Genomic DNA, 22417 nt, shown 5'->3' with positions numbered 1-22417 from the left:
GGCCGAGCGGGTGGGTGCCGGACGGGGCGCCGGGTGGGCTGTCGCGAACGTCCTCGTGGTGATCTACGCCCTGGTGCCGGTGTTGTGGATCTTGAGCCTGTCATTGAAGCCGACGTCGACCGTCAAAGACGGCAAACTGATCCCGTCTGAGGTCACCTTCGAGAACTACAAGGGCATCTTCTCCGGCGACGCGTTCTCCTCGGCACTGATCAACTCGATCGGCATCGGCCTGATCACCACGGCCATCGCGGTGCTCGTCGGAGGCATGGCGGCCTATGCCGTGGCGCGCCTGGCGTTCCCGGGCAAGAAGCTGCTCGTCGGCGTCGCGCTGCTGATCGCGATGTTCCCTCAGATCTCGCTGGTGACCCCGCTGTTCAACATCGAACGCCGCATCGGCTTGTTCGACACGTGGCCCGGACTGATCATCCCCTACATCACCTTCGCGCTGCCGCTGGCGATCTACACGCTGTCGGCGTTCTTCCGGGAGATCCCCTGGGACCTCGAGAAGGCGGCGAAGATGGACGGCGCCACCCCCGCGCAGGCGTTCCGCAAGGTGATTGCGCCCCTGGCGGCGCCGGGCATCGTCACCGCCGCGATACTGGTGTTCATCTTCGCCTGGAACGACCTGCTGCTCGCGTTGTCGCTGACCGCCACCCAGCGGGCGATCACCGCGCCGGTGGCCATCGCCAACTTCACCGGCAGCTCGCAGTTCGAGGAGCCCACCGGGTCGATCGCGGCGGGGGCGATGGTGATCACCATCCCGATCATTATCTTTGTTCTCATCTTCCAGCGGCGGATCGTCGCTGGCCTGACGTCCGGTGCGGTGAAGGGGTAGTCGATGGCCGAAATAGTGTTGGACGGGGTGACGAAGAGTTACCCGAACGGCGCGACGGCGGTCAAGGACCTGTCGATCTCCATCGCCGACGGCGAGTTCATCATCCTGGTCGGTCCGTCCGGGTGCGGAAAGTCCACCACGCTCAACATGATCGCCGGGCTGGAGGACATCTCGTCGGGTGAGCTGCGTATCGGCGGCGAGCGGGTCAACGAGAAGGCGCCCAAGGACCGCGACATCGCGATGGTGTTCCAGTCCTATGCGCTGTACCCGCACATGACGGTGCGGCAGAACATCGCCTTTCCGCTGACCCTGGCGAAGGTGAAGAAGGACGAGATCGCCTCGAAGGTCGCCGAGACCGCCAAGATCCTGGACCTCACCGAACTGCTGGACCGCAAGCCGGGTCAGCTGTCGGGCGGGCAACGCCAGCGGGTGGCGATGGGTCGCGCGATCGTGCGCGACCCCAAGGCATTCCTGATGGACGAGCCGCTGAGCAACCTCGACGCCAAACTGCGCGTGCAGATGCGCTCGGAGATCTCGCGGCTGCAGAGCCGGCTGGGCACCACCACGGTCTACGTCACGCACGACCAGACCGAGGCGATGACCCTGGGTGACCGGGTGGTGGTGATGCTCGCGGGCGTGGCCCAGCAGATCGGCACGCCCGAGGAGCTCTACAACAGGCCCGCCAACCTGTTCGTCGCGGGGTTCATCGGCTCGCCGGCGATGAACTTCTTCCCGGCGACGCTGACCGACGTCGGGGTGCGGTTGCCGTTCGGCGACATCACCCTGACCCAGCACGTGCACGACATGCTCGGCCGACACCGCAGGCCCGCCAACATCATCGTGGGCATCCGCCCCGAACACATCGAGGACGCCGCCCTGCTGGACGGCTACGCCCGCATCCGCGCGCTGACCTTCGACGTCGAGGCCGACATCGTCGAATCGCTCGGCGCCGACAAGTACGTGCACTTCAAGATCGAGGGCGAAGGCGCCCGGTCGGCGCAGCTGCAGGAGCTGGCCGCAGAGTCCGGTGCGGGCGAGAACGAGTTCGTGGCAAGGGTTTCCACCGAGTCCAGCGTGGCGCCGGGGCGGACGGTGCAGTTGGCGTTCGACACCTCGAAGCTGGTCATCTTCGACGCGGACACCGGCGCCAACCTCACCATCCCGCCTGCGGGGGAGAGCGCCGAACCGGCCTCTGCCGCGGTGACACCCGCCGCCGAGAAGCCTGCCGCCGAGAAGCCTGCGGCTGAGAAGCCTGCCGCCGAGAAGCCTGCCGAAGCGCCCGCCTCGGACGCGACTGCCGACGAGGCGCCCGCCGACGCCGCAAAGAAGTCCGACGCCGACCAGCCGACCAAACCGCCTGCCGAGTGACCGACGTCCTGGCCGAGGTGCGCGCCCGGCTGGGTGAGCACTTCGCCCGGGCCGGGATCGTCGCGGACCCCGCCGCCGCCAGCATCACCTTCCTCGGCACCGAACGCATCGACGTCCTGCGCTTCGGGCCGGCCGGCCGGCCGGGCATGGAAGGCGTCAATCACTTCGTCTCCCTTGGCTGTTCGCGGCACCCGATGTTCGATCCGACCGAACTGGTGACCGACGCCATCCACGGCCCGCGCGCCGAGGTGACCGTCGCACTGCGCGGCGCCACCCCGAAGGGCCTGGCTCGTTCGGTGGCGGTGCTGGCCGCCGCGCCCGCTGTCGAGGGGCTGGTGCTCGAGCCCGGCGCACTCGTCGACCTCGGCGAACCGTTGTTCGACCGCGCCCCGTTCACCGCATTCCTGTTGAGCGACAGCGACATCGGCGAGATCGCGCTGCCGGGGCCGATCGCCCCGGTCACCGTGCTGACCGCGACGCCGATCACTCCCACCGAAGCGGCGTGGGTGCGTCTGAAGGGCGCCGACGCGATGCGGGAGGCCTGGACGGCCGACGGAGTGGACGTCCTCGACCCGGACAGGCCTGCGGCGCGGCCGAATTAGAGCCAGTGGTTGCGGCGGAACGTGCGGTACAGCATGAAGCACACCGCGAACATCACCAGCAGCACCGCGGGGTACCCGTAGGTCCACCGCAGCTCGGGCATGTTGTCGAAGTTCATCCCGTAGATGCCCGCCATCGCGGTCGGCACCGCGGCGATCGCCACGTACGCCGAGATCTTGCGCATGTCGGTGTTCTGCTGCATCGAGATCTTGCCGACGGCCGCCTGCACCAGCGAGCTGAGCACCTCGTCGTAGCTGGCGATCCGGTCGGCGGCCTGGGTGTTGTGGTCGAGCACGTCGCGCATGTAGCGCCGGACCTCCTTGGAGATGAGGTCGTTGTGATCGGCGCCGATGCGCTGCAACGCCAGGGTCAGCGGGGTGACCGCCCGGCGCATCTCGACCACTTCGCGCTTGAGCAGGTAGATGTGCTCGATGTCGGTGGTGCTGGCGGGGGAGAAGATGTTCTCCTCCATCGCGTCGATGTCGGTCTCCACGAGATCGGTGACGTCGAGGTAGCCGTCGACCACGTGGTCGGCGATCGCGTGCATCACCGCATAGGGACCCAGCGCGCAGTTGGTGGGGTTGGCGTCCATCCGCTTGCGCACCCCGGCCAGCCCGCTGAAGTCGCCGTGGCGGACCGTCACCACGAAGTCCGCGCCGACGAACACCATGATCTCGCCGGTCTCGACGATCTCCCGGGCGTTGTCGATCGACGAGTGCTCGACGTAGTTGATGGTCTTCAGCACCAGGAACAGGGTGTCGTCGTAGCGCTCCAGCTTCGGTCGCTGGTGGGCGTGCACCGCGTCCTCGACGGCCAGTTCGTGCAGGCCGAAAACCTCGGCGACGGCCTGCATCTGGTGCTCGTCGGGCTCGTGCAGCCCGATCCACACGAACGCCGGACGGCCGTCGGCCTCGAGCTCGCGCACCCGGGCGAGTGCCGCGGCGTGGGTGAACTTGCCCGGCAGCCGCCTGCCCTCGCAGTACACGCCGCAGTCCACCATCGCCCGTGCGACGGGGACGTGGATGCTGGAGGCGTCGGGACCCATCGACCTGTTGCGGGTGGAGGTCCGCACCATCGACGGTGGCAGGGCGCGGAACGACGGCATGGGCCCACCTCCTGCGACACGATCGAAACCCCTGTTCGGGCCGTACAGATGCTACGCGCCGGAGCTGGGGGCCACCTGCGCGCCGCGGGTACTCACGCGGGGGGAATGGGGCACTGTGAGAATTCGCGGTCCGATACCCTTGCGCAGTGTCGGAAAGCATCGTGACCTCCTCGCCCGAGAGCGAGTCGCAGGCGCGCACCCCCCAGGTCGTCATCGATGACGCCGAGATCTTCGCGGCGCACGAAGGCGGGAAGCTCTCGGTAGGCATGAATTCGCCGCTGGACACCCAGCGCGCGTTGTCGATCGCCTACACCCCGGGGGTGGCTCAGGTGAGCCGGGCGATCGCCGCCGACCACACCCTGGCCGCGAAGTACACCTGGGCCAGCCGGCTGGTCGCCGTCGTCAGCGACGGCAGCGCGGTGCTCGGCCTCGGCGACATCGGCCCCGCCGCGTCGCTTCCGGTGATGGAGGGCAAGAGCGCGCTGTTCAAGACGTTCGGTGGGCTCGACTCGATCCCGATCGTGCTCGACACCAAGGATCCCGACGAGATCGTCGAGACCCTGATCCGGCTGCGCCCGACATTCGGTGCGGTCAACCTCGAGGACATCTCCGCCCCACGCTGCTTCGAGATCGAGCGCCGGGTGATCGAGGCGCTGGACTGCCCGGTGATGCACGACGACCAGCACGGCACCGCCATCGTGGTGCTGGGTGCGCTCTTCGGTGCGGTCGAGGTGCTCGGCCGCGACATGCACGCCCTCAAGGTGGTCATCTCCGGCGCCGGCGCCGCGGGGGTGGCCTGCGCGAACATCCTGATCGCCGCGGGCATCCGCGACATCGTCGTGCTGGACTCCAAGGGCATCGTGCACAGCGGGCGCGAGGACCTCAACACGTTCAAGGCCGAACTCGCCGCGAGCACCAATCCGCGGAACCTGACCGGCGGCATCGCCGAGGCCGTCAACGGGGCCGACATGTTCCTCGGCCTGTCCGCGGGCGTGGTGCCCGAGGAGATCATCGCCACCATGGCGCCCAAGGGCATCGTGTTCGCCCTGTCGAATCCGGATCCGGAGATCCACCCCGACGCCGCCCGCAGGCACGCGGCGGTGGTGGCCACCGGGCGCAGCGACTTCCCGAACCAGATCAACAACGTGCTGGCGTTCCCCGGGGTGTTCCGCGGTGCGCTCGACGCCGGCGCCCGCCGCATCACCGAGAAGATGAAGGTCGCCGCGGCCGAGGCCATCTTCTCCGTGGTCGGCGACGACCTGGCCGTCGACCACATCGTCCCGAGCGCGCTCGACCCCCGGGTCGGACCCGCGGTGGCCGAAGCGGTGGCCGCGGCGTCGCAGGTCTGAGCCGACGATGCGCCGGCTGGCGTTGGCGCTCGTCGCACTCGTGCTCAGCGGCTGCGGCGGTCCGCCCGCCCCGCCACTGGTGACCATCGGCGCCCACACCGACACCGAGTCGGTGGTGATCGCGCACCTGTATGCGGCGGCGCTGCGCAACTACGGCACGGCCACCGTGGTGCTGCCGTCGGACGACCCGCTGACCGCGCTCGACGCCGGCGACGTTCGGGTGGTGCCCGGGCTGACCGGCCGGCTGCTGCAGCGCTTCGAGCCAGGGGCCACCGCCCGGGCGGGCGAACAGGTGTACCGCGAGCTGCTGGCGGCGCTGCCCGAGGGAATCGCCGCAGGCGACTACGCGATGTCGGCGCAGGACCGGCCGGCGCTCGCCGTCACCGAAGCCACCGCGGAGGCGCGCGGCGAACGGCTGTCGGCGTTGACCGGCCGCTGCGCCGAGGTCCGCCCGGGAAAGGTGGCCGGGGTGCAGACACCGTCGGTCGTCGGCACCTGCCGGCTGCCCGCGCCGCGCGAATTCCCCGACGAGTCCGCACTGTGGGCCGCGCTGCGGGCCGGCCGGGTGAACGCCGTGTGGACCACCACGGCCGCGCCTGCGATCCCGGACGACGTCGTGGTGCTGGCGGACCGCTCGGCGCTGATCCGTGCCGAGAACGTGGTGCCGCTGTACCGGCGCAACGAACTCGACGAGTCACAGGTGCTGGCGCTCAACGAGGTCGCCGGAGTGCTCGACACCGCGGCAATCGCGGAGATGCAGCAGGCGGTGGACGACGGGGCCGACCCGGCGCGGGTCGCCGACGACTGGCTGTCCGCCCACCCGCTGCGCGACTGACGTTCCTGCGCGAGCCGGGCGTGCGTTACTTCGGCGGTGGCATCATCCGCGACGTGAACGCCGCGAACAGCCGCTGATAGTGCGGTCCGGTGATGCGCACGAGTGCATCGAGCACCTTGGCGTCGTTGCCGATGAGGACGCGGGCCTTGTTCTTGCGCACGCCGTCGAGGATGACCACGGCGGCGCGGCGCGGCGACATGGACGCCAGCTTCTTGTCGAACACGTTGGCCAGCTGCTCGGCGTCGAGTCCTTCGGCCGCGGTGGCGTTGCGCGCGATCGCGGTCTTGATGCCGCCGGGGTGCACGGTCGTCACCTTGACCGGATGCTGAGCCAGGATCATCTCCTGCCGCAGCGCCTCGGTGAATCCGCGCACGGCGAACTTGGCCGCGTTGTAGGCGGCCTGGCCGGGCACGGAGAACAGCCCGAACACGCTCGACACGTTGATCACGTGGCCGTCGCCGGACTCGATGAGGTGCGGCAGGAACGCCTTGGTGCCGTTGACGACGCCCCAGAAGTCGACGTCCATCACCCGCTCGATGTCCTTGTACTGGCTGATCTCGACGTCGCCGGTGAACGCGATCCCGGCGTTGTTGTAGATCTGGTTGACCTTGCCGAAGTGGTTCTTGACCTCGTCGGCGTAGAGGTGGAACGCCTCGCGCTCGGTGACGTTCAGGCGGTCGGCCTTCACCGGCGCCCCGATGGCCTTCAGCCGCTCCTCGGTGGCCGCCAGTCCCTCGGTGTCGACGTCGCTGATCGCCAGCTTGGCGCCGGAGCGGGCCAGTTCGATGGCCAGCGCCTGGCCGATGCCCGATCCAGCTCCGGTCACCACGGCGACCTTCCCGGCGAAGCCGTCCATGTGTGCACTCCTCTTGTCGTTGCCTCGGGACGAGGTTAGTCGGTACCCGCGGTACCACCGCCGCGGGGGCGATGCGTAACGGCGCCGCCGCCGACGGCGATGCCAAGTCATGCAGCGAATCAAGCGCACCCATCGCGTGGCGGCCGCCGCGCTCGCCGTGACCGCGGGCCTGTTCGGCGCCGCCCTGTCGGTCGGGGCGGCTCCGGCCCAGGCCGACCCGGCCACCGATGTGTTTCTCGACAGCCTCGGCGGCCCGGGGCTCTCGGGCATCGACCCGGCGACCGCGACACAGGTCGGACAGCAGATCTGCCCGATGCTCGTCGATCCCGGTCAGAACGCGGCCAACGTCGCCGGCGAGGTGTCCGAGGCGCTCGGCCGTCCGCTGGGCCCGGCCACCATGTTCACCGGCCTGGCCATCTCGGCGTTCTGTCCCGGTGCGATGGCTTCGCTGGCCAACGGCCAGACGCCGTTCCCGATGCCGATGCTGGGCTTCTGAGGCCCGACAGGTCCCGAACGAGAAGTCAGGGTCGTGATCCGCGGAGGATCACGACCCTGACTGCTATCTGGTGAACGGGGTTACGGGGCGAAGGCCTCGTCGAGGATTTCCTGCTGCTCGACGGCGTGCACCTTCGACGATCCCGATGACGGCGCCGACATCGCCCGCCGCGACACCCGCTTGATGCCGGTGAAGTAGTCCGGCAGCAACTCGGGCAGGATCAGGCCGAACGACGGCCACGCGCCCTGGTTGGCCGGCTCCTCCTGCACCCAGAACTTCTCCTCGACGTTCGGGTACATGTCGAGCGTCTCGGCCAGTCGCCGCCGCGGCAGCGGCGCCAACTGCTCGACGCGCACGATCGCGATGTCGTCGCGCTTCTCCTTGGCCTTGCGGGCCGCCAGCTCGTAGTAGATCTTGCCGCTGGTCAGCAGCACCCGCTTGACCTTCGACCGGTCGCCGTCGCCGTCGGTGTAGGTCGGCTCCTCCATCACCGAGCGGAACTTGCCCTCGGTGAACTCGCGCAGATCGCTGACCGCGGCCTTGTTGCGCAGCATCGACTTCGGCGTGAAGACGATCAGCGGCCGCTGGATGCCGTCCATGCCGTGCCTGCGAAGCAGATGGAAGTAGCTCGCCGGGGTCGACGGCACGGCGATGGTCATCGAACCCTCGGCCCACAGCTGCAGGAACCGCTCGATGCGGCCCGACGTGTGGTCGGGACCCTGCCCCTCGTGGCCGTGCGGCAGCAGCAGCACCACGTCGGAGAGCTGACCCCACTTGGCCTCGCCGGAGCTGATGAACTCGTCGATGATGGACTGCGCGCCGTTGACGAAGTCGCCGAACTGCGCCTCCCACAGCACCATCGCGTCGGGGTTGCCGACCGAGTAGCCGTACTCGAAGCCGACCGCCGCGAACTCCGACAGCGCCGAGTCGTACACCAGGAACTTGCCGCCGGTGGGCGTGCCGTCCGGGTTGGTCGCCAGCATCTGCAGCGGGGTGTACTCCTGCCCGGTCTTGCGGTCGATGATCACCGAGTGGCGCTGGGTGAACGTGCCGCGTCGGGTGTCCTGACCGGACAGCCGCACCAGCTTGCCCTCGGCGATCATCGAGCCGAGCGCGAGCAGTTCGGCGAAGGCCCAGTCGACCTTGCCCTCGTAGGCCATCTCGCGGCGCTTCTCCAGCACCGGCTTGACCCGTGGGTGCACGGTGAAGCCGTCGGGGACGTTGAGGAACGCATCGCCGATGCGGGCCAGCTCCGCCTTGTCGACGGCGGTAGACAGCTTCGCGGGCAGCACCTGGTCGGCCTCGACGGACTCACTGGGCGCGATGTCGTGCTTCTCGAGTTCGCGGACCTCGTTGAACACCCGCTCGAGCTGGCCCTGGTAGTCGCGCAGGGCGTCCTCGGCCTCCTTCATCGAGATGTCGCCGCGGCCGATCAGCGCTTCGGTGTAGGTCTTGCGGACCCCGCGCTTGGTGTCGATCACGTCGTACATGCCGGGCTGCGTCATCGACGGGTCGTCGCCTTCGTTGTGCCCGCGGCGGCGGTAGCACAGCATGTCGATGACGACGTCCTTCTTGAACTTCTGCCGGAAGTCGACGGCGAGCTTGGCCACCCACGCGGCGGCCTCGGGATCGTCACCGTTGACGTGGAAGATGGGCGCGCCGATCATCTTCGCCACGTCGGTGCAGTACTCCGACGACTTCGAGTCGTGCGGCGAGGTGGTGAATCCGATCTGGTTGTTCACGATGATGTGGATCGTGCCGCCGGTGCGGTAGCCGCGCAGCAGGGCCAGGTTCAGCGTCTCGGCGACCACGCCCTGGCCGGCGAACGCCGCGTCGCCGTGCAGCATCATCGGCACGACGGTGAACGCGTCGTCGCCGTCACCCTTGTCGAGCAGGTCCTGCTTGGCGCGCACCAGACCCTCGAGCACCGGGTCGACGGCCTCCAGGTGCGACGGGTTGGCCGTCAACGACACCGCGATGTCGTTGTCGCCGAACATCTGCAGGTAGATCCCGGTCGAGCCGAGGTGGTACTTGACGTCGCCGGAGCCGTGCGCCTGCGACGGGTTCAGGTTGCCCTCGAACTCGCTGAAGATCTGCGAGTAGGGCTTGCCGACGATGTTGGCCAGCACGTTGAGCCGGCCGCGGTGCGGCATGCCGATGACGACCTCGTCGAGACCGTGCTCGGCGCACTGGTCGATGGCGGCGTCCATCATCGGGATGACGGTCTCGGCGCCCTCCAGTGAGAACCGCTTCTGCCCGACGTACTTGGTCTGCAGGAACGTTTCGAAGGCCTCGGCCGCGTTGAGCTTGCTCAGGATGTACTTCTGCTCGGCGACGGTCGGCTTCTCGTGCTTGACCTCGACGCGCTCCTGGATCCACGTCTGCTGCTCGGGCTCGAGGATGTGGGTGTACTCGACGCCCACGTGGCGGCAGTAGGAGTCGCGCAGCAGGCCGAGCACGTCGCGCAGCTTCTTGCGCTCGGCGCCGGCGAAGCCGCCGACCTTGAACTCGCGGTCGAGGTCCCACAGCGTCAGGCCGTGGCTGTTGACGTCGAGGTCCGGATGGCTGCGGAACCGGTTCTTGTCCAGCCGCAGCGGGTCGATGTCGGCCATCAGGTGACCGCGGTTGCGGTACGCCGCGATCAGCTCGATCACCCGGGCGTTCTTGTCCTCGATCGAGTCGGGGTTGTCGATGCGCCAGCGCACCGGCTCGTACGGGATGCCGAGCTCGCGGAAGATCTCGTCGAAGAACTCGTCGGACAGCAGCAGCTGGTGCACCGTGCGAAGGAAGTCGCCGGACTCCGCGCCCTGGATGATGCGGTGGTCGTAGGTCGACGTCAGGGTGATCAGCTTGCCGACGCCGAGGTCGTTGATGCGCTCCTCGCTGGCGCCCTGGAACTCCGCCGGGTACTCCATCGCGCCGACACCGATGATGGCGCCCTGGTTGCGCATCAGCCGCGGCACCGAGTGCACGGTGCCGATGGTGCCCGGGTTGGTCAGCGAGATCGTGACGCCGGAGAAGTCCTCGCCGGTCAGCTTGCCGTCGCGGGCACGTCGCACGATGTCCTCGTAGGCGGCGATGAACTGGCCGAAGGCCAGCGACTCGGACTTCTTGATCGCCGCGACCACCAGCTGGCGGTTACCGTCCTTGCCGGGCAGATCGATCGCCAGGCCCAGATTCGTGTGCGCGGGGGTGACCGCGTTGGGCTTGCCGTCGACCTCGGCGAAGTGCCGGTTCATGTTCGGGAACTTGTTGACGGCCTGCACGATCGCGTACCCGATCAGGTGGGTGAACGAGATCTTCCCGCCGCGGGTGCGCTTGAGGTGGTTGTTGATGACGACGCGGTTGTCGATCATCAGCTTCGCGGGGATGGCCCGCACGCTGGTGGCGGTGGGCACCTCGAGCGAGGCGGACATGTTCTTGGCCACGGCCGCCGCGGCGCCGCGCAGCACCTGGTTCTCGTCGTCGCCACCGGAGGCGGCGGCCTTCGGCTTGGCGTCCGGCGCCTTCTCGGTCTTGTCGTTCTTCTCGGCGGGCTTGTCGCTCTTGTCGTTCTTCGCGGCAGGCTTCTGCGGCGCCTTGTCGGCGGGTTTCTCCGCAGGCTTGTCGGCAGACTTCTCGGCAGACTTCTCGGCAGGCTTCTCGGCAGGCTTCGCCGGCGCGGGCTTGTCGTTCTTCGCCGGCGCCGACCCGGACTTCGCGGTGCCGTTGGCGGCCGACTTGTCGGCGGACTTGGCCTGCGGCGGGGGCGCGGGTGCGGGTTCGGGCGGCGACTTGGGCGCGGATCCGCGGGCCGGTTGGCCGTTACCGCCCTTGGCCGCCGACGTCCCGGTCGGCTCCGGGTTGTAGTCGACCAGGAATTCGTGCCAACTGGGGTCGACCGACGAGGGGTCCTCGCGGAACTTGCGGTACATCTCCTCGACCAACCACTCGTTCTGTCCGAATGGTGAAGGTGAACTGCTCACGGCAGCTACTCGCCTCGATTCCGTCGCCTCGGGCAAGCATTGGCAAGGTGCTCGCCGCTTTCGTGTCCTGGTTCTAGCGTCCTCGTGTTCGCGGCCTACGTCGCGAGTACCCGCTCGTCCGCCGCCTAAAGGCTAGCGCTCTGGCATCGGCCGGACCACGTCGATGCACTTATGGTCTTAGTGGTCTTGCGGGGTGCATCGATCAATGCCGTTTCAGGGCTGCGCGGAGGGCAGCACGTGCAGCGTCGAGGGCCACCGCGGCGGCGGCGGACCGAACGCGTTTCGGGCGTTGTCGACGATCTTGCGGCCCATCAGGCGGTTGCCGACGCCGCCGACGACCGCGCCGATGCCGACCGGCAGCACCTTGCCGAACGCCAGGGCTCCCCGCTTGATCGTGTAGCGCTTGACGAAGTACTTGAGCAGCCGCGAGTTGAGTTGCGTCACCGCGGGCAGCGGCAGCGTCGCCGCGCCGTCGCTGATCCATCCACCGCTGGTGCGGCCCCGCCCGATCAGGTCGGCGAGGGCGTGCTTGCTGTCCTCACCGACCAGCACCGACAGCACCAGCGCGCGGCGGCGCTCGCGGTGCTCGGCGGGGATGCCGTGCACCTCGGCCACGGCGAGCACGAACACCGACGTCGCCTCGAGGAACAGCACGCTCTCACCGGCCACCGCCGACATCGCGGCGAGCGTGCCGATGCCGGGGAACGCCGCGGCGGACCCGACGGCCGCACCGCTGGCCATCACCGCGCCCACGTAGTGCTTCTCCAGCGACGTGATGATCTCGGCCGGGCCGGCGTTCGGACGCGCATGGCGCAACCGGTCGACGTAGGCGCGCACCGCAGGCGCCTGCACGCGGGTGCTGCCCTCGATGATCTGGGACAGCACGCGCGCGGCGGTGCCGGGACTCTCGGCCGAACCGTCCGTGGTCGCGGGCAGCTTGGTCTTGCGGGACCGAGCGCTCATTCCGGGCCTCCCCGTGTGCGAACCGTGCGTGAGCCGTGGCTGTCCAGGCTATCGGGTCGACAACGAGCGGCGGCGGCCGCGGGTGCCCGGCGGTGATCGCGGTCACGGCCGGGAAGAAAATATTGATATGCGGTGCTAACCAATTGCATGGCATCATCCCCACGCGTGAGCCCGCCTGTGCCAGCAACCCGCACCCCGCAGCGCGACTCCACGCCGCCGCGACGGGTGAAGATGATCCTCGTCCTCGGCGCCCTGGTCGCGCTGGGTCCGCTCACCATCGACATGTACCTGCCCGCACTGCCCGGCATCGGCGACGAATTCGGCGTGTCGTCGTCGGTCGCCCAGCTGACCTTGACCGGCACGCTCGCCGGGCTGGCGCTGGGCCAGCTGATCGTCGGACCGCTGTCGGACTCGCTGGGCCGCCGGCGGCCGCTGATGGTCGGCATCGTCCTGCACATGGTGGCGTCGGTGTTGTGCGTGCTGGCGCCGAACATCGCGATCCTCGGCGTGGCCCGTGGACTGCAGGGCATGGGTGCCGCCGCCGCCGCGGTGGTCGCGATCGCCGTCGTGGGTGACCTGTTCTCCGGGTCCGCGGCCGCCACCGTGATGTCGCGGCTGATGCTGGTGCTCGGCGTGGCGCCGGTGCTGGCGCCATCCCTGGGGGCCGCGGTGCTCCTGCACGCCTCGTGGCACTGGGTATTCCTCGCGCTGGTCCTGCTGGCCGGACTGCTGCTGCTGCTCGCCGCGCTGGCGCTGCCCGAGACGCTGCCGGTCGCCCACCGGCGGCCGCTGCGGGTGCGCGGCATCGCCGCCACCTACGCAGGCCTGCTGCGCGACGCGCGGTTCGTCATCCTGGTCCTCGTCGCGGCGCTGGGCATGTCCGGTCTGTTCGCCTACATCGCGGCCGCCCCGTTCGTGCTGCAGGGCCGCTACGGCGTGGATCAGCAGACCTTCGCGCTGCTGTTCGCCGCGGGCGCGGTGGCGCTGATCGGCTCCACGCAGTTCAACGTGGTGCTGCTGCGCCGGTTCACCCCGCAGACCATCGTCGTGTGGGCGCTGTCCTCGGCGTCGCTGGCCGGCGCGGTGTTCGTCGGGATCACCGTCGCCGAGGTCGGCGGCCTGTACGGCTTCCTGGTGCCCGTGTGGGTGATCCTGGCCGCCATGGGACTGGTGATCCCGAACGCGCCCGCCGTGGCGCTGTCGCGGCACTCCGAGGCCGCGGGCACCGCGGCCGCGTTGCTGGGCGCCGCACAGTTCGGGCTCGGCGCCGCCGTCGCACCGCTGGTCGGCGTGCTCGGCAACGGTGAGTTCGCGCTGGCGGTGGTGATGACGGCGGGCATGGTGATCGCACTGTTGGCGCTGCTCGCGGTGGGTGCGCCGGCGTCCGACGACGAAGCCGACGCCGAGCGTGAGGCGGTCGCCGAAGCCGTGTGACCGGCGGCGCGGCGCCGACCCTGACTTGTCGTGCCTGCAGCGGGTACGTAGCGTCGGTGGATCGTTGGTTAGCGAGTCGACGCCATATGTTCTCTTCACCTGCTGCCCGGAGGCCGGGACGTGACGGTGCGGCACAGCCGCGACCGGGCGATGCCGTGACCGCAGGCGAGCCGGCGGTCAACCCGTGGCATGCCCTGTGGGCGATGATGATCGGCTTCTTCATGATCCTCGTCGACGCCACCATCGTCGCCGTCGCGAATCCGTCGATCATGGAGAACCTCGGCGCGGACTACGACGCCGTGATCTGGGTGACGAGCGCCTACCTGCTGGCCTACGCCGTGCCCCTGCTGCTCGCGGGCCGGCTCGGCGACCGGTTCGGGCCCCGCAACATCTACCTGGCCGGGCTCGCGGTGTTCACCGTCGCCTCGCTGTGGTGCGGCCTGGCGGGCAGCATCGAGATGCTGATCGCCGCGCGGGTGGTCCAGGGTGTCGGCGCGGCGCTGCTCACCCCGCAGACGCTCTCGACGATCACCCGCATCTTCCCGCCCGAACGGCGCGGCGTGGCGATGAGCGTGTGGGGCGCCACCGCGGGTGTCGCGACGCTGGTCGGCCCGTTGGCCGGCGGGGTGCTGGTGGACACGCTGGGCTGGCAGTGGATCTTCATCGTCAACGTGCCGGTCGGCGTCGCCGGCCTGCTGCTGGCCGCCCGGTTTGTGCCTGCGCTGCCCACCAGGAAGAACGGGTTCGACATCCCCGGTGTGCTGCTGTCGGGGCTGGGCATGTTCCTGATCGTCTTCGCCCTGCAGGAGGGGCAGTCGCACAACTGGGCGGCGTGGATCTGGGGCTGCGTCGCGCTCGGCGTCGGCGCGATGGCCGGGTTCGTCTACTGGCAGTCGGTGACCCCGCACGAGCCGCTGATCCCGCTGCAGATCTTCCGGGACCGCGATTTCAGCCTGTCCAACCTCGGGATCGCGACGATCGGCTTCGTGGTCACCGGGATGATCCTGCCGCTGATGTTCTACGCGCAGGCGGTCTGCGGGCTGTCACCCACCCGGGCGGCGCTGCTCACCGCTCCGATGGCGATCGCGACCGGGGTGCTGGCCCCGCTCGTCGGGCGCATCGTCGACCGGTCGCATCCGCGGCCGGTCGTCGGCTTCGGCTTCTCCGCGCTGGCCATCGCGCTGACCTGGTTGTCGATCGACATGACCCCGTCGACGCCGATCTGGCGGCTGGTGCTGCCGATCACGCTGATGGGCATCGGCATGGCCTTCATCTGGTCGCCGCTGGCCGCCACCGCCACCCGCAACCTGCCGCCGACGCTCGCCGGGGCGGGGTCGGGGGTGTACAACGCGACGCGTCAGGTCGGCTCGGTGCTGGGCAGCGCCGGGATGGCGGCGTTCATGACCTCGCGGATCGGCGCCGAGATGCCCGCGGCCGGGCCGGCCCCGGGCGGCGAGGGTGCCGTCACCGCGCTGCCGGCGTTCCTGCACGAACCATTCGCCGCGGCGATGTCCCAGTCGATCCTGCTGCCGGCGTTCGTGGCGCTGTTCGGTGTGGTGGCCGCACTGTTCCTGCTGGGGTTCGGCGGCCGGCCGGAGCGGGTGTCCGTCGCGGCCGGCGAGGTCGATCCCGAGGCGCGCACCGACGTGATGCATGCGGCCGCGCACGCCGACGACATGTACGACGCGTACGACTTCGACGACGACCACTACCTCGAGTACACGGTGGAATGGGACGACCCGCCGCCCGCGCCCGCCCGGCCGGTTGTGGGCGACGACGACCCCGTCACCGAACCTCTGGCGTCGCGCGTCGAGCATCCGCTGCCCGCCCCCGCCGACGTCTGGCACAGCGATCCGGTCGAGTCGTGGCACAGCCTGCTCGACGACGACGATGCGTCGGCCGACACCGATTCCGGTCCGGAGCCCGAACCCATCCCGGTGCGGGCCGAATCCGAGCCCGATCCCTGGCGCAACATCCTGGAGGCGTTGATGGCCGACGCCCCGCCGGAGCCTTCGGCCGAATCGAACGGTCTTGCACACAACGGGTTCCATGTCGACGAGGAGCAGCGCCTGCAACTGCTGCCGCAGGTCGATCCGCCGCCGGTCGAGCCGCCGGCGCCGGCGCACGACCCGTTCCTGACCAACGGCCACCGGCCCCGCCCCCGTCACCGCCACGTCGAGTCGCCGCACCCGAACGGTTCGGCAGGCCACGGCAGGCACTACCGCGACGAGCACGAGGAAGCGCCGCGCGGCCGTCACTCCCGGCCGTCGTGAGGCGCCGGAAGCCTCAGCGGAACAGCACGGCCGCGTTCAGGTAGCCGGTCGGATCGAGCGCCGCCTTGACCGCGCGCATCGTCGAGACGTCGTCCTCGGTGCGCGACATCGTCAGGTAGTCGCGCTTGCGCGAGCCCACCCCGTGTTCGGAGCTGACGTTGCCGCCGTGCTCGGCGATCAGCGTCATCATCGCCGCGTACAGGTGCTGCTCGGCGGCGGTGTCGACGCGCAGTACGTTGAGGTGCAGGTTGCCCTCGCCGATGTGGCCGAACAGCACCGGGATCGCTTCGGGGGCATGTGTTTTCACCAGGTCGGCCGAGGCGGCGGCGAACTCGGCGACCGATTCGAGCGGCAGTGACACGTCGAACTTCAGCGGCGGGCCGTACACGCCGAGGATCTCCAGCACCGCCTCGCGCACGCGCCACAGCCGCTGCTGCGCGGCCACGTCGACACCGACGGCGGGTTCGCCGCTGACGTCGATGTCATCGAACGCCGCCGCGAGCCGCTCGCCGGGGTCGTCGGCGCCTGCGAGTTCCATCAGCAGCAGCCACGGCGCGTCCACCGGCGCCGCGACACCCATCTTCTCGGCGGTCACCGCACAGGCGCGCCCGTCGATCATCTCGAGCGCCGCGATGCCGTCGAGGTCACGGAACAGCCGGCCGGCGGCGACCAGCGCCGCGAGGTCGGCGAACCCGCAGACCGCGGTGATCCGGTGTGCCGGCGTCGGATACAGCCGCAGTTCCAGTTCGGTCAGCACACCCAGCGTGCCCTCCGCTCCGACGAACAGCGACGCCAGGTCGTAGCCGGTGTTGTCGCTGCGGACCCGGCTGAACCGGCGCAGCAGCGTCCCGTCGGGCAGCGCGACCTCCAGCCCGAGCACCTGCTCACCCATGTTGCCGTAGCGCACGGTGCGCAGCCCACCGGCATTCGTCGAGGCCATCCCGCCCACCGTCGCCGAATCGCGCGCCGCCAGGTCGACCCCGAACACCAGGCCGGCGGCCACGGCGGCCTGCTGCACGGATCCCAGTGTCACACCCGCGCCGACCCGCACCCGACGGTCGGCGACGTCGACTCCACTTGTCGCCGTGAGCCGTTCGGTCGACAGCAGCACGTCGTCGTGCTCGGGGACGGTGCCCGCGACCAGCGATGTCCGGCCGCCCTGCACGGTGACGTGTGCGCCCGCGTCGCGGCACTCCCGCAGCACCTGCGCGACCTGCGCCGCGTCGCCCGGGCGGACCAGGGCGGCGGCCCGGCCGCGGTATCTGCCGGTGTAGTCCACGCTGCGCCCGGCAAGCAGGTCGGCGTCGGTGCTGACGTACGCCGCGCCGACGACGTCGGACAGCCTGCCGGGCAGCGAGCCGGTCACGACGACGCCACTGTCAGGAACGCGCCGAGCTCGACGAGCCGGTCCGGGGTGGCGGGCAGGTACTCGGTGAGCGTCTCCGCCCGCACGACGAATGCCGCGTACTTGGCCCGGCTGATCGCCACGTTGAGCCGATTCCTGTTGAGCAGGAACGAGATTCCGCGAGGAACGTCGTCGATCGACGAGGCCACCATCGACACGAACACCACCGGCGCCTGCTGGCCCTGGAACTTGTCGACGGTGCCCACCGGTACGTCGTCGAAGCCCGCGGTGTCCAGGTGCCGGCGCAGCAGCGTCACCTGCGCGTTGTAGGGCGTGACGATCAGCACGTCGTGCTGGCCCAGCGGGCGGGTGCCGTGCTCGTCGGACCACGGCGAGCCGATCAGCCGGGAGATCTCGGTGACGATCGCCGCGGCCTCCTCCGGACTCTCGGTCGCGTTGCCGTCGTGTCGAACGGGCAGCACCCGCACGCCCGGCGCCAGACCCTCGAGCCGGCGGGCGGCGGTCACTGCCTCGAATGAACGCAGCCTCCCGTCGTAGGACAGCCGCGACACCGCTGCGCACACGTCGGGGTGCATGCGGTACGAGCGGTCGAGGAAGTAGCCGAGCTCGGTGGGCAGCGTGTGCGCGTCGCCGACCAGCCAGCCCAGTGCGGAGCAGTCGACGGGCTCAGGGTGGGTGCCCGCGCTGACCTGCGGCAGCTGCTGTGGATCGCCGAGCAGCAGCAGGTTCCCGGCGGCGGGCGCCACGGCGATGGTGTTGGCCAGGCAGAACTGGCCGGCCTCCTCGATGACCAACAGGTCCAGGCAACCGCGGGGGACCCGGGAGTCGTTGGCGAAATCCCATGCGGTGCCGCCGATCACGCATCCGGTGCGGGCGGCGGCGTGCTCGGCGAGGAAGGCCGGGAACTTCGCTTCGTCGAGCACCGTCCAGCCGGGGTCGGCGCCGCCCTTCTTCTTGGCGACATGGGCGGCGTCCACCCCCGCGGCCAGCACGTCGCGGAACAGGTTCTCCACCACTGCGTGCGACTGCGCCACCACACCGACGCGCCAGCGGTGCTCGGTGACCAGCCGCGTGATGATCGCCGCGGCGGTGAACGTCTTGCCGGTCCCCGGCGGACCGTGCACGGCCAGGTACGACGAGTCCAGGTCGAGCAGCGCGGCGGTGATCGCCTCGGTGGTGCCTGTGTCGGTGCCGGGCAGTGGATCCCCGGAGCGGGTGCGTGGCGGCCTGCGCCGCAGGATGTCGACGACGGCGTTGACCGGCAGCCGCGGCAGCCCGGCGGCCAGTGCGGTCGCCGTCGTCTCGATCGACTCCTGCAGCGCCGTGGTGCGGATCGGCGGGCCGGGGGTCAATGCGAACGGCAGTGCGTCGAACGTGCCGCCGCCCTTGGGTTCCCGCTCGATGACCAGCACCTCGGTGGGCGCCTCGGGATCGTCACACGCCTCGACCCGGACCGGGCCGAACGCCCGTCGGTCGGGATCGTCGGACAACCCGGCAGGAGCGGGCGGCTCGTAGCGCGCATACATCTCGCGGCCGAGCCCGCCGGCGGCGATCGACCCGGTCAGCGTGACCCAGCGCTGTGGCTTGCGCGCCCGTGGCGGGGTGTGCCAGTCGGTGTGCACCTCGGCGTGCTCGGCGAGGAAGACGTCGGTGGTGTCGGCCCACTCGTCGACCGGGTTGTTGAGCCGGTCGAAATGCGCCCACCAGTACGGCTTGTCCTCGCGGCGGTGGTAGCCGCGGGCGGCGGCCACCATCGCGACCGCGGACTGCTCGGGGGTGCGCTGGGCGGGGTCGTCACCGACGAATCGGGCCAGCCGGCGAGCCAGGTGGTCGTCGGGGTCGACCGTCCCGCCGTCGGTGACGGGCTGGGGGCCGCGCGGCGGCACCGCGCAGTCGATGGCCCGGCAGATCAACCAGTCGCGCAGCCTGCGGGTGGACGTGCAGTCGTAGCGGTTGTATTCCTCGATCTCCTTGAGCACCACCGCGGCGTCGTCGTCGCGGCCATCGGCGCGCAACTCGCAGTAGCGGGCGTACTGCGTGATGGAGTCGGTCGCTGTGGTGACGTCGCCGCTGCGCAGCTGGGCGCCCATGTACAGCGGCTCCAGCGACTTGAGGCTGTAGTTCTCGGTGCCCACCCGAATGCTCTTGCGCACCAGCGGGTAGAGGTCGACGAGCACCCCGCTGCGCAGCAGGTCGTCCACCTCCTCCTCGCCGACTCCGTAGCGGCCGGCCAGCCGCAGCAGCGCCGTCTTCTCGTAGGCGGCGTAGTGGTAGACGTGCATACGCGGGTGGCGCTTGCGGCGCTTGCGCACCATCGCGAGGAAGTCCAGCAGCGCTGCGCGCTCCTGTGCGCGGTCATGCGCCCACAGCGGGGTGAAGGTGTCGGCGGTGTCGAGGACGCCGAACAGGTACTCGATACCCCATTCGCGGCCGTCCGCCGTCCAGAGCGGATCCCCCTCGAAGTCGAAGAACACGTCGCCGCGGTCGGGTTCGGGAAGCGCCATCAGCGGCTGCGGATCCGCGATCTCGTAGGGCGGCTTGCCGTCCACCCGCGCGGTGGTCTGCAACCGCGCCTGTGCGCTCAGCGCCGCGACTGCCCGGGCCGGGAGTTCGGGCACCGGGCCGCGATGGCCGGCCAGCTCGGCGACGGTGGTGATGCCCGCGTCGATGAGGCGGGCGCGCTGGCTGACCCGCATGCCGGCGACCAGCAGCAGATCGTCGTGCGCCCGCACCTGGGCGGTGCACTCGGGGCAGCGGAAGCAGGCGCGGACGTCGGTGTCCTCCCACGACACCGGCCCGCCGCGGGCCAGGTGGTGGTCGAGCAGGTGCTGCAACGCGGCGCGCCGCGGCCGGTACACCGGAAGCAGCTCGTCGAGCGCGTACTGCGCCACGGCGCCGTCGCCGAGCACCAGTTCGACCTCGGGTGCCACGTCGACGCCCGCGGCGGTCAGCGTCTCGGCGTAGGCGGCCAGCTGCAGCAGTGCCTCGACCTTGACCGAGCGGGCCAGCTTCGTGTCCCGCAGCCGGTAGCGCCCGTGGTCGTCGAGCAGCAGGAAGTCGGCGAACCCGGCGAAGCGGCCGTCGAACATCGCGGCCTGGTAGATGACCGGCGCACGCCGCTCGACCGCGCTGCGGGTGGCGTCGGCCGCGGCCGTCAGCCCCGCGATGGTGTACTTCGGGCGGCCGATGACGGTGACCGTCGCGTCGGCTGTCGCACGAATCGCGTCGAGATGGCGTTGCTCGTGTTCGTCGCCGAGTTGCGCTGTGCGCGCCAGCAATTCGTCCTCGACGGCGACCGCGGGCCCGCGGCCCAGCCGGGCGTCGAACGAGCGCAGCAGCGCGTACTCGCAGCGGGCGGCCGCGGCGAGGTCGGATGCGCTGTAGACGACCAGGGGGTCGGACGTGGTGCCCGGGCCGTCGTCGATGACGAACACGAGGGCAATGCTAGGGGAGCGGGCCGACAGCAGGCCCCACGCCGAGACTGCGGTGAGATCGCGTCACGCACCGGATCGGCGATCTCACCGCAGTCTCGGCGGCCGGGGATACCTCGGGGTTACCTCTGCGGGCCGCGGTCGCCGTAGCCCTGCTGCGGGTAGTCGCCGTAGCCCTGGGGCGCCTGGTGCTGCGGCGGCGCCGCCTGGTGTTGCGGCGGCGGGGGATAGGACGCGCCGCCGCCCTGACCCTGCGGGTAGGGCTGTCCCGGGACCGTCGGGGTGGGACCGGTGGGCGTGGGGCCCGACGGCGCAGTGCTGTAGGCCGGCAGTTGCTGGGTGGACCCGTCCGACTGGCGCCGGTCCAGGTGCTCGCGCATGTTGCGGCCCTCGCGCTCGGCCTTGTCGAGGTAGTCCTCCCAGCGGTGCTGCATCGGCTTGATCAGGCCGCCGCCGACACCGACCACGAGGATGCCGCCGACGGTGGCGAGGATCGCGACGAGGACGGGCAGGGTCACGGTGAGTGCGATGCCGACCTGGTTGAGTGCGGCGATGATCCCGAGCCCGAGGATGAAGATGCTGGCGATGTTCGCGAGCATCCGCCCGTAGGACAGGCCGCCGAGGGCGTTGGACACGATGTCGCGCACCGCCGCGGCGATCGCGGCGGCCACCACCACGATGATGAGCGCGACCAGCAGCTTCGGCAGGAAGGCGATGACGCCGGCCAGCAGGTCGCTGATCGGATTGGAGCCGAACACCCCGAAGGCCAGCTGCAGGACGAACAGCAGCAGGGCGTAGTAGACGATCTTGCTGACGATGGTCGAGGCGTCGTAATTGCTCTGCTGCAGCGCCCTCTTGATGCCGCCGCGCTCGACGGCCCGGTCGAATCCGACCCGCTCGAGCACCTTGTCGATGGCCTTGGCGATGAGCTTGGCCACCAGCCAGCCGACGACAAGGATGACGATGAACGCCAGGAGTTTGGGCGCGAATGTGGCCACCGACCGCCACATGTCTCGGAGTGCGTCCTCCATTGGACCTATCCCTTCACCGGTGTCCCCGAACTATTGACACCGGCGTCATACCCGAGGGACTGTGACGTAAACCACATGCGCGTGGTTGGTCAGCCTGTGTTGCCGATCAGCTCGACCCCGTTGCCGTTCCAGCGGAACCGCACCACGCTGTCGAGGCCCTCGATGCCGCCGGAATACCGCAGCGCGACGGTGTCCCCGGTCGACGCCGAGTCCTCGATACCGTTGAACCCGTAGGTGTCGGGCACCCCGGTCGGGATGAACTTGCCCTGGTGGAACAGCACCGCGCGGGTGTTCGGGCTCTCGGCGTTGGTGTTGGCGCGCACGATCACCGCGGACAGCTGGGCGCACTCGTTGTAGTTCCCGGCCACCGGCTCCGGACTCCAGGCCTGGTTGCTGCGGGGGTCGCGGGGGAGTTCGGACACCGCCTTGGCGATCTCGGGCGCGGCGAGGTTGACCGCGCACGGGTCGACGGGGCCCGCCGGCGCCGCGGTCGTCGGGCCGACGGTCGGC

The 22417-nt window shown here is 70.1% G+C and carries 16 protein-coding genes; 8 read left to right on the top strand and 8 right to left on the bottom strand.

The genetic code is table 11. The features are described from left to right. Positions 1–10: 10 nt before the first annotated feature. Genes Q2100_RS13545 through Q2100_RS13535 form a run of 3 tightly spaced genes read left to right on the top strand, consistent with a single transcriptional unit; the run spans position 11 to position 2805 of the window. Complete coding sequence (locus Q2100_RS13545) at positions 11–835, top strand: carbohydrate ABC transporter permease (protein WP_302914492.1); 825 nt, start codon at positions 11–13, stop codon at positions 833–835. A 3-nt stretch (positions 836–838) separates the two neighbouring features. After that, a complete protein-coding gene (locus Q2100_RS13540; protein ID WP_302914482.1) occupies positions 839–2203 on the top strand; it encodes an ABC transporter ATP-binding protein in 1365 nt (454 codons plus the stop codon). Beyond that, positions 2200–2805, top strand: a complete 606-nt coding sequence (locus Q2100_RS13535) for a suppressor of fused domain protein (protein ID WP_302914481.1) — start codon at positions 2200–2202, stop codon at positions 2803–2805. Before Q2100_RS13540 ends, Q2100_RS13535 begins: the two co-directional genes overlap by 4 nt. Here Q2100_RS13535 and corA read toward each other — a convergent pair. Next, complete coding sequence (gene corA, locus Q2100_RS13530) at positions 2802–3908, bottom strand: magnesium/cobalt transporter CorA (RefSeq protein WP_302914480.1); 1107 nt, start codon at positions 3906–3908, stop codon at positions 2802–2804. The two genes, Q2100_RS13535 and corA, sit on opposite strands and share 4 nt — an antisense overlap. A 146-nt stretch (positions 3909–4054) precedes the next feature. On the opposite strand from corA, the gene Q2100_RS13525 reads away from it, so the two are divergent. Then, entirely contained in the window at positions 4055–5257 is a 1203-nt protein-coding gene (locus Q2100_RS13525) for an NAD(P)-dependent malic enzyme (RefSeq protein WP_264016260.1), read from the top strand. A 7-nt stretch (positions 5258–5264) separates the two neighbouring features. After that, positions 5265–6092: a glycine betaine ABC transporter substrate-binding protein gene (locus Q2100_RS13520; protein WP_302914479.1), complete on the top strand. Its 828-nt coding sequence runs from the start codon at positions 5265–5267 to the stop codon at positions 6090–6092. Between the two features lie 25 nt (positions 6093–6117). Here Q2100_RS13520 and Q2100_RS13515 read toward each other — a convergent pair whose 3' ends face one another. Beyond that, positions 6118–6948, bottom strand: a complete 831-nt coding sequence (locus Q2100_RS13515) for an SDR family NAD(P)-dependent oxidoreductase (RefSeq protein ID WP_264016258.1) — start codon at positions 6946–6948, stop codon at positions 6118–6120. A gap of 118 nt (positions 6949–7066) precedes the next feature. Here Q2100_RS13515 and Q2100_RS13510 point away from each other — a divergent pair, with 118 nt between their 5' ends. After that, positions 7067–7444, top strand: a complete 378-nt coding sequence (locus tag Q2100_RS13510; protein WP_407667620.1) for a DUF732 domain-containing protein — start codon at positions 7067–7069, stop codon at positions 7442–7444. Positions 7445–7524: 80 nt separating this feature from the next. Here Q2100_RS13510 and Q2100_RS13505 read toward each other — a convergent pair whose 3' ends face one another. Both Q2100_RS13505 and Q2100_RS13500 read right to left on the bottom strand, forming a co-directional pair. Further along, positions 7525–11409 carry a multifunctional oxoglutarate decarboxylase/oxoglutarate dehydrogenase thiamine pyrophosphate-binding subunit/dihydrolipoyllysine-residue succinyltransferase subunit gene (locus Q2100_RS13505; protein ID WP_302914477.1) on the bottom strand — a complete coding sequence of 1295 codons (3885 nt, stop codon included), beginning with the start codon at positions 11407–11409 and terminating at the stop codon, positions 7525–7527. A 213-nt stretch (positions 11410–11622) separates the two neighbouring features. Then, positions 11623–12372, bottom strand: a complete 750-nt coding sequence (locus tag Q2100_RS13500) for a hypothetical protein (protein WP_302914476.1) — start codon at positions 12370–12372, stop codon at positions 11623–11625. A gap of 147 nt (positions 12373–12519) precedes the next feature. Between Q2100_RS13500 and Q2100_RS13495 the strand changes: the two genes are divergently transcribed. Continuing rightward, complete coding sequence (locus tag Q2100_RS13495; protein WP_302914475.1) at positions 12520–13806, top strand: multidrug effflux MFS transporter; 1287 nt, start codon at positions 12520–12522, stop codon at positions 13804–13806. A 203-nt stretch (positions 13807–14009) separates the two neighbouring features. After that, a complete protein-coding gene (locus tag Q2100_RS13490) occupies positions 14010–16079 on the top strand; it encodes an MFS transporter (RefSeq protein ID WP_302914491.1) in 2070 nt (689 codons plus the stop codon). Positions 16080–16092: 13 nt separating this feature from the next. Here the strand turns inward: Q2100_RS13490 and Q2100_RS13485 are convergent, their stop codons facing one another. The 4 genes from Q2100_RS13485 to Q2100_RS13470 all read right to left on the bottom strand — a co-directional run. Continuing rightward, entirely contained in the window at positions 16093–17445 is a 1353-nt protein-coding gene (locus tag Q2100_RS13485; protein ID WP_407667619.1) for an FAD-binding oxidoreductase, read from the bottom strand. Next, entirely contained in the window at positions 17442–20879 is a 3438-nt protein-coding gene (locus Q2100_RS13480; protein ID WP_302914474.1) for a TM0106 family RecB-like putative nuclease, read from the bottom strand. Before Q2100_RS13480 ends, Q2100_RS13485 begins: the two co-directional genes overlap by 4 nt. A 119-nt stretch (positions 20880–20998) precedes the next feature. Next, positions 20999–21907, bottom strand: coding sequence for a mechanosensitive ion channel family protein (locus Q2100_RS13475; RefSeq protein ID WP_302914473.1), 909 nt, complete (start codon positions 21905–21907; stop codon positions 20999–21001). Between the two features lie 89 nt (positions 21908–21996). Further along, positions 21997–22417, bottom strand: a 421-nt coding sequence (locus Q2100_RS13470; protein ID WP_302914472.1) for an LppP/LprE family lipoprotein, incomplete at its 5' end; no start/stop codon positions are given.

This window comes from Mycolicibacterium arseniciresistens, assembly GCF_030519285.1.
In the GTDB taxonomy this organism is placed as follows: domain Bacteria; phylum Actinomycetota; class Actinomycetes; order Mycobacteriales; family Mycobacteriaceae; genus Mycobacterium; species Mycobacterium arseniciresistens.
The sequence above is the reverse complement of the archived record's forward strand: the minus strand, read 5'-3'. Positions and strand labels throughout refer to the sequence as shown.

Excerpts from the sequence above, each read along its gene's own strand:
- Q2100_RS13540 (WP_302914482.1), top strand. The coding sequence starts at position 839 with ATGGCCGAAATAGTGTTGGACGGGGTGACGAAGAGTTACCCGAACGGC.
- corA (WP_302914480.1), bottom strand. The coding sequence starts at position 3,908 with ATGCCGTCGTTCCGCGCCCTGCCACCGTCGATGGTGCGGACCTCCACC.
- Q2100_RS13520 (WP_302914479.1), top strand. The coding sequence starts at position 5,265 with ATGCGCCGGCTGGCGTTGGCGCTCGTCGCACTCGTGCTCAGCGGCTGC.
- Q2100_RS13515 (WP_264016258.1), bottom strand. The coding sequence starts at position 6,948 with ATGGACGGCTTCGCCGGGAAGGTCGCCGTGGTGACCGGAGCTGGATCG.
- Q2100_RS13500 (WP_302914476.1), bottom strand. The coding sequence starts at position 12,372 with ATGAGCGCTCGGTCCCGCAAGACCAAGCTGCCCGCGACCACGGACGGT.
- Q2100_RS13495 (WP_302914475.1), top strand. The coding sequence starts at position 12,520 with ATGGCATCATCCCCACGCGTGAGCCCGCCTGTGCCAGCAACCCGCACC.
- Q2100_RS13490 (WP_302914491.1), top strand. The coding sequence starts at position 14,010 with ATGATGATCGGCTTCTTCATGATCCTCGTCGACGCCACCATCGTCGCC.
- Q2100_RS13475 (WP_302914473.1), bottom strand. The coding sequence starts at position 21,907 with ATGGAGGACGCACTCCGAGACATGTGGCGGTCGGTGGCCACATTCGCG.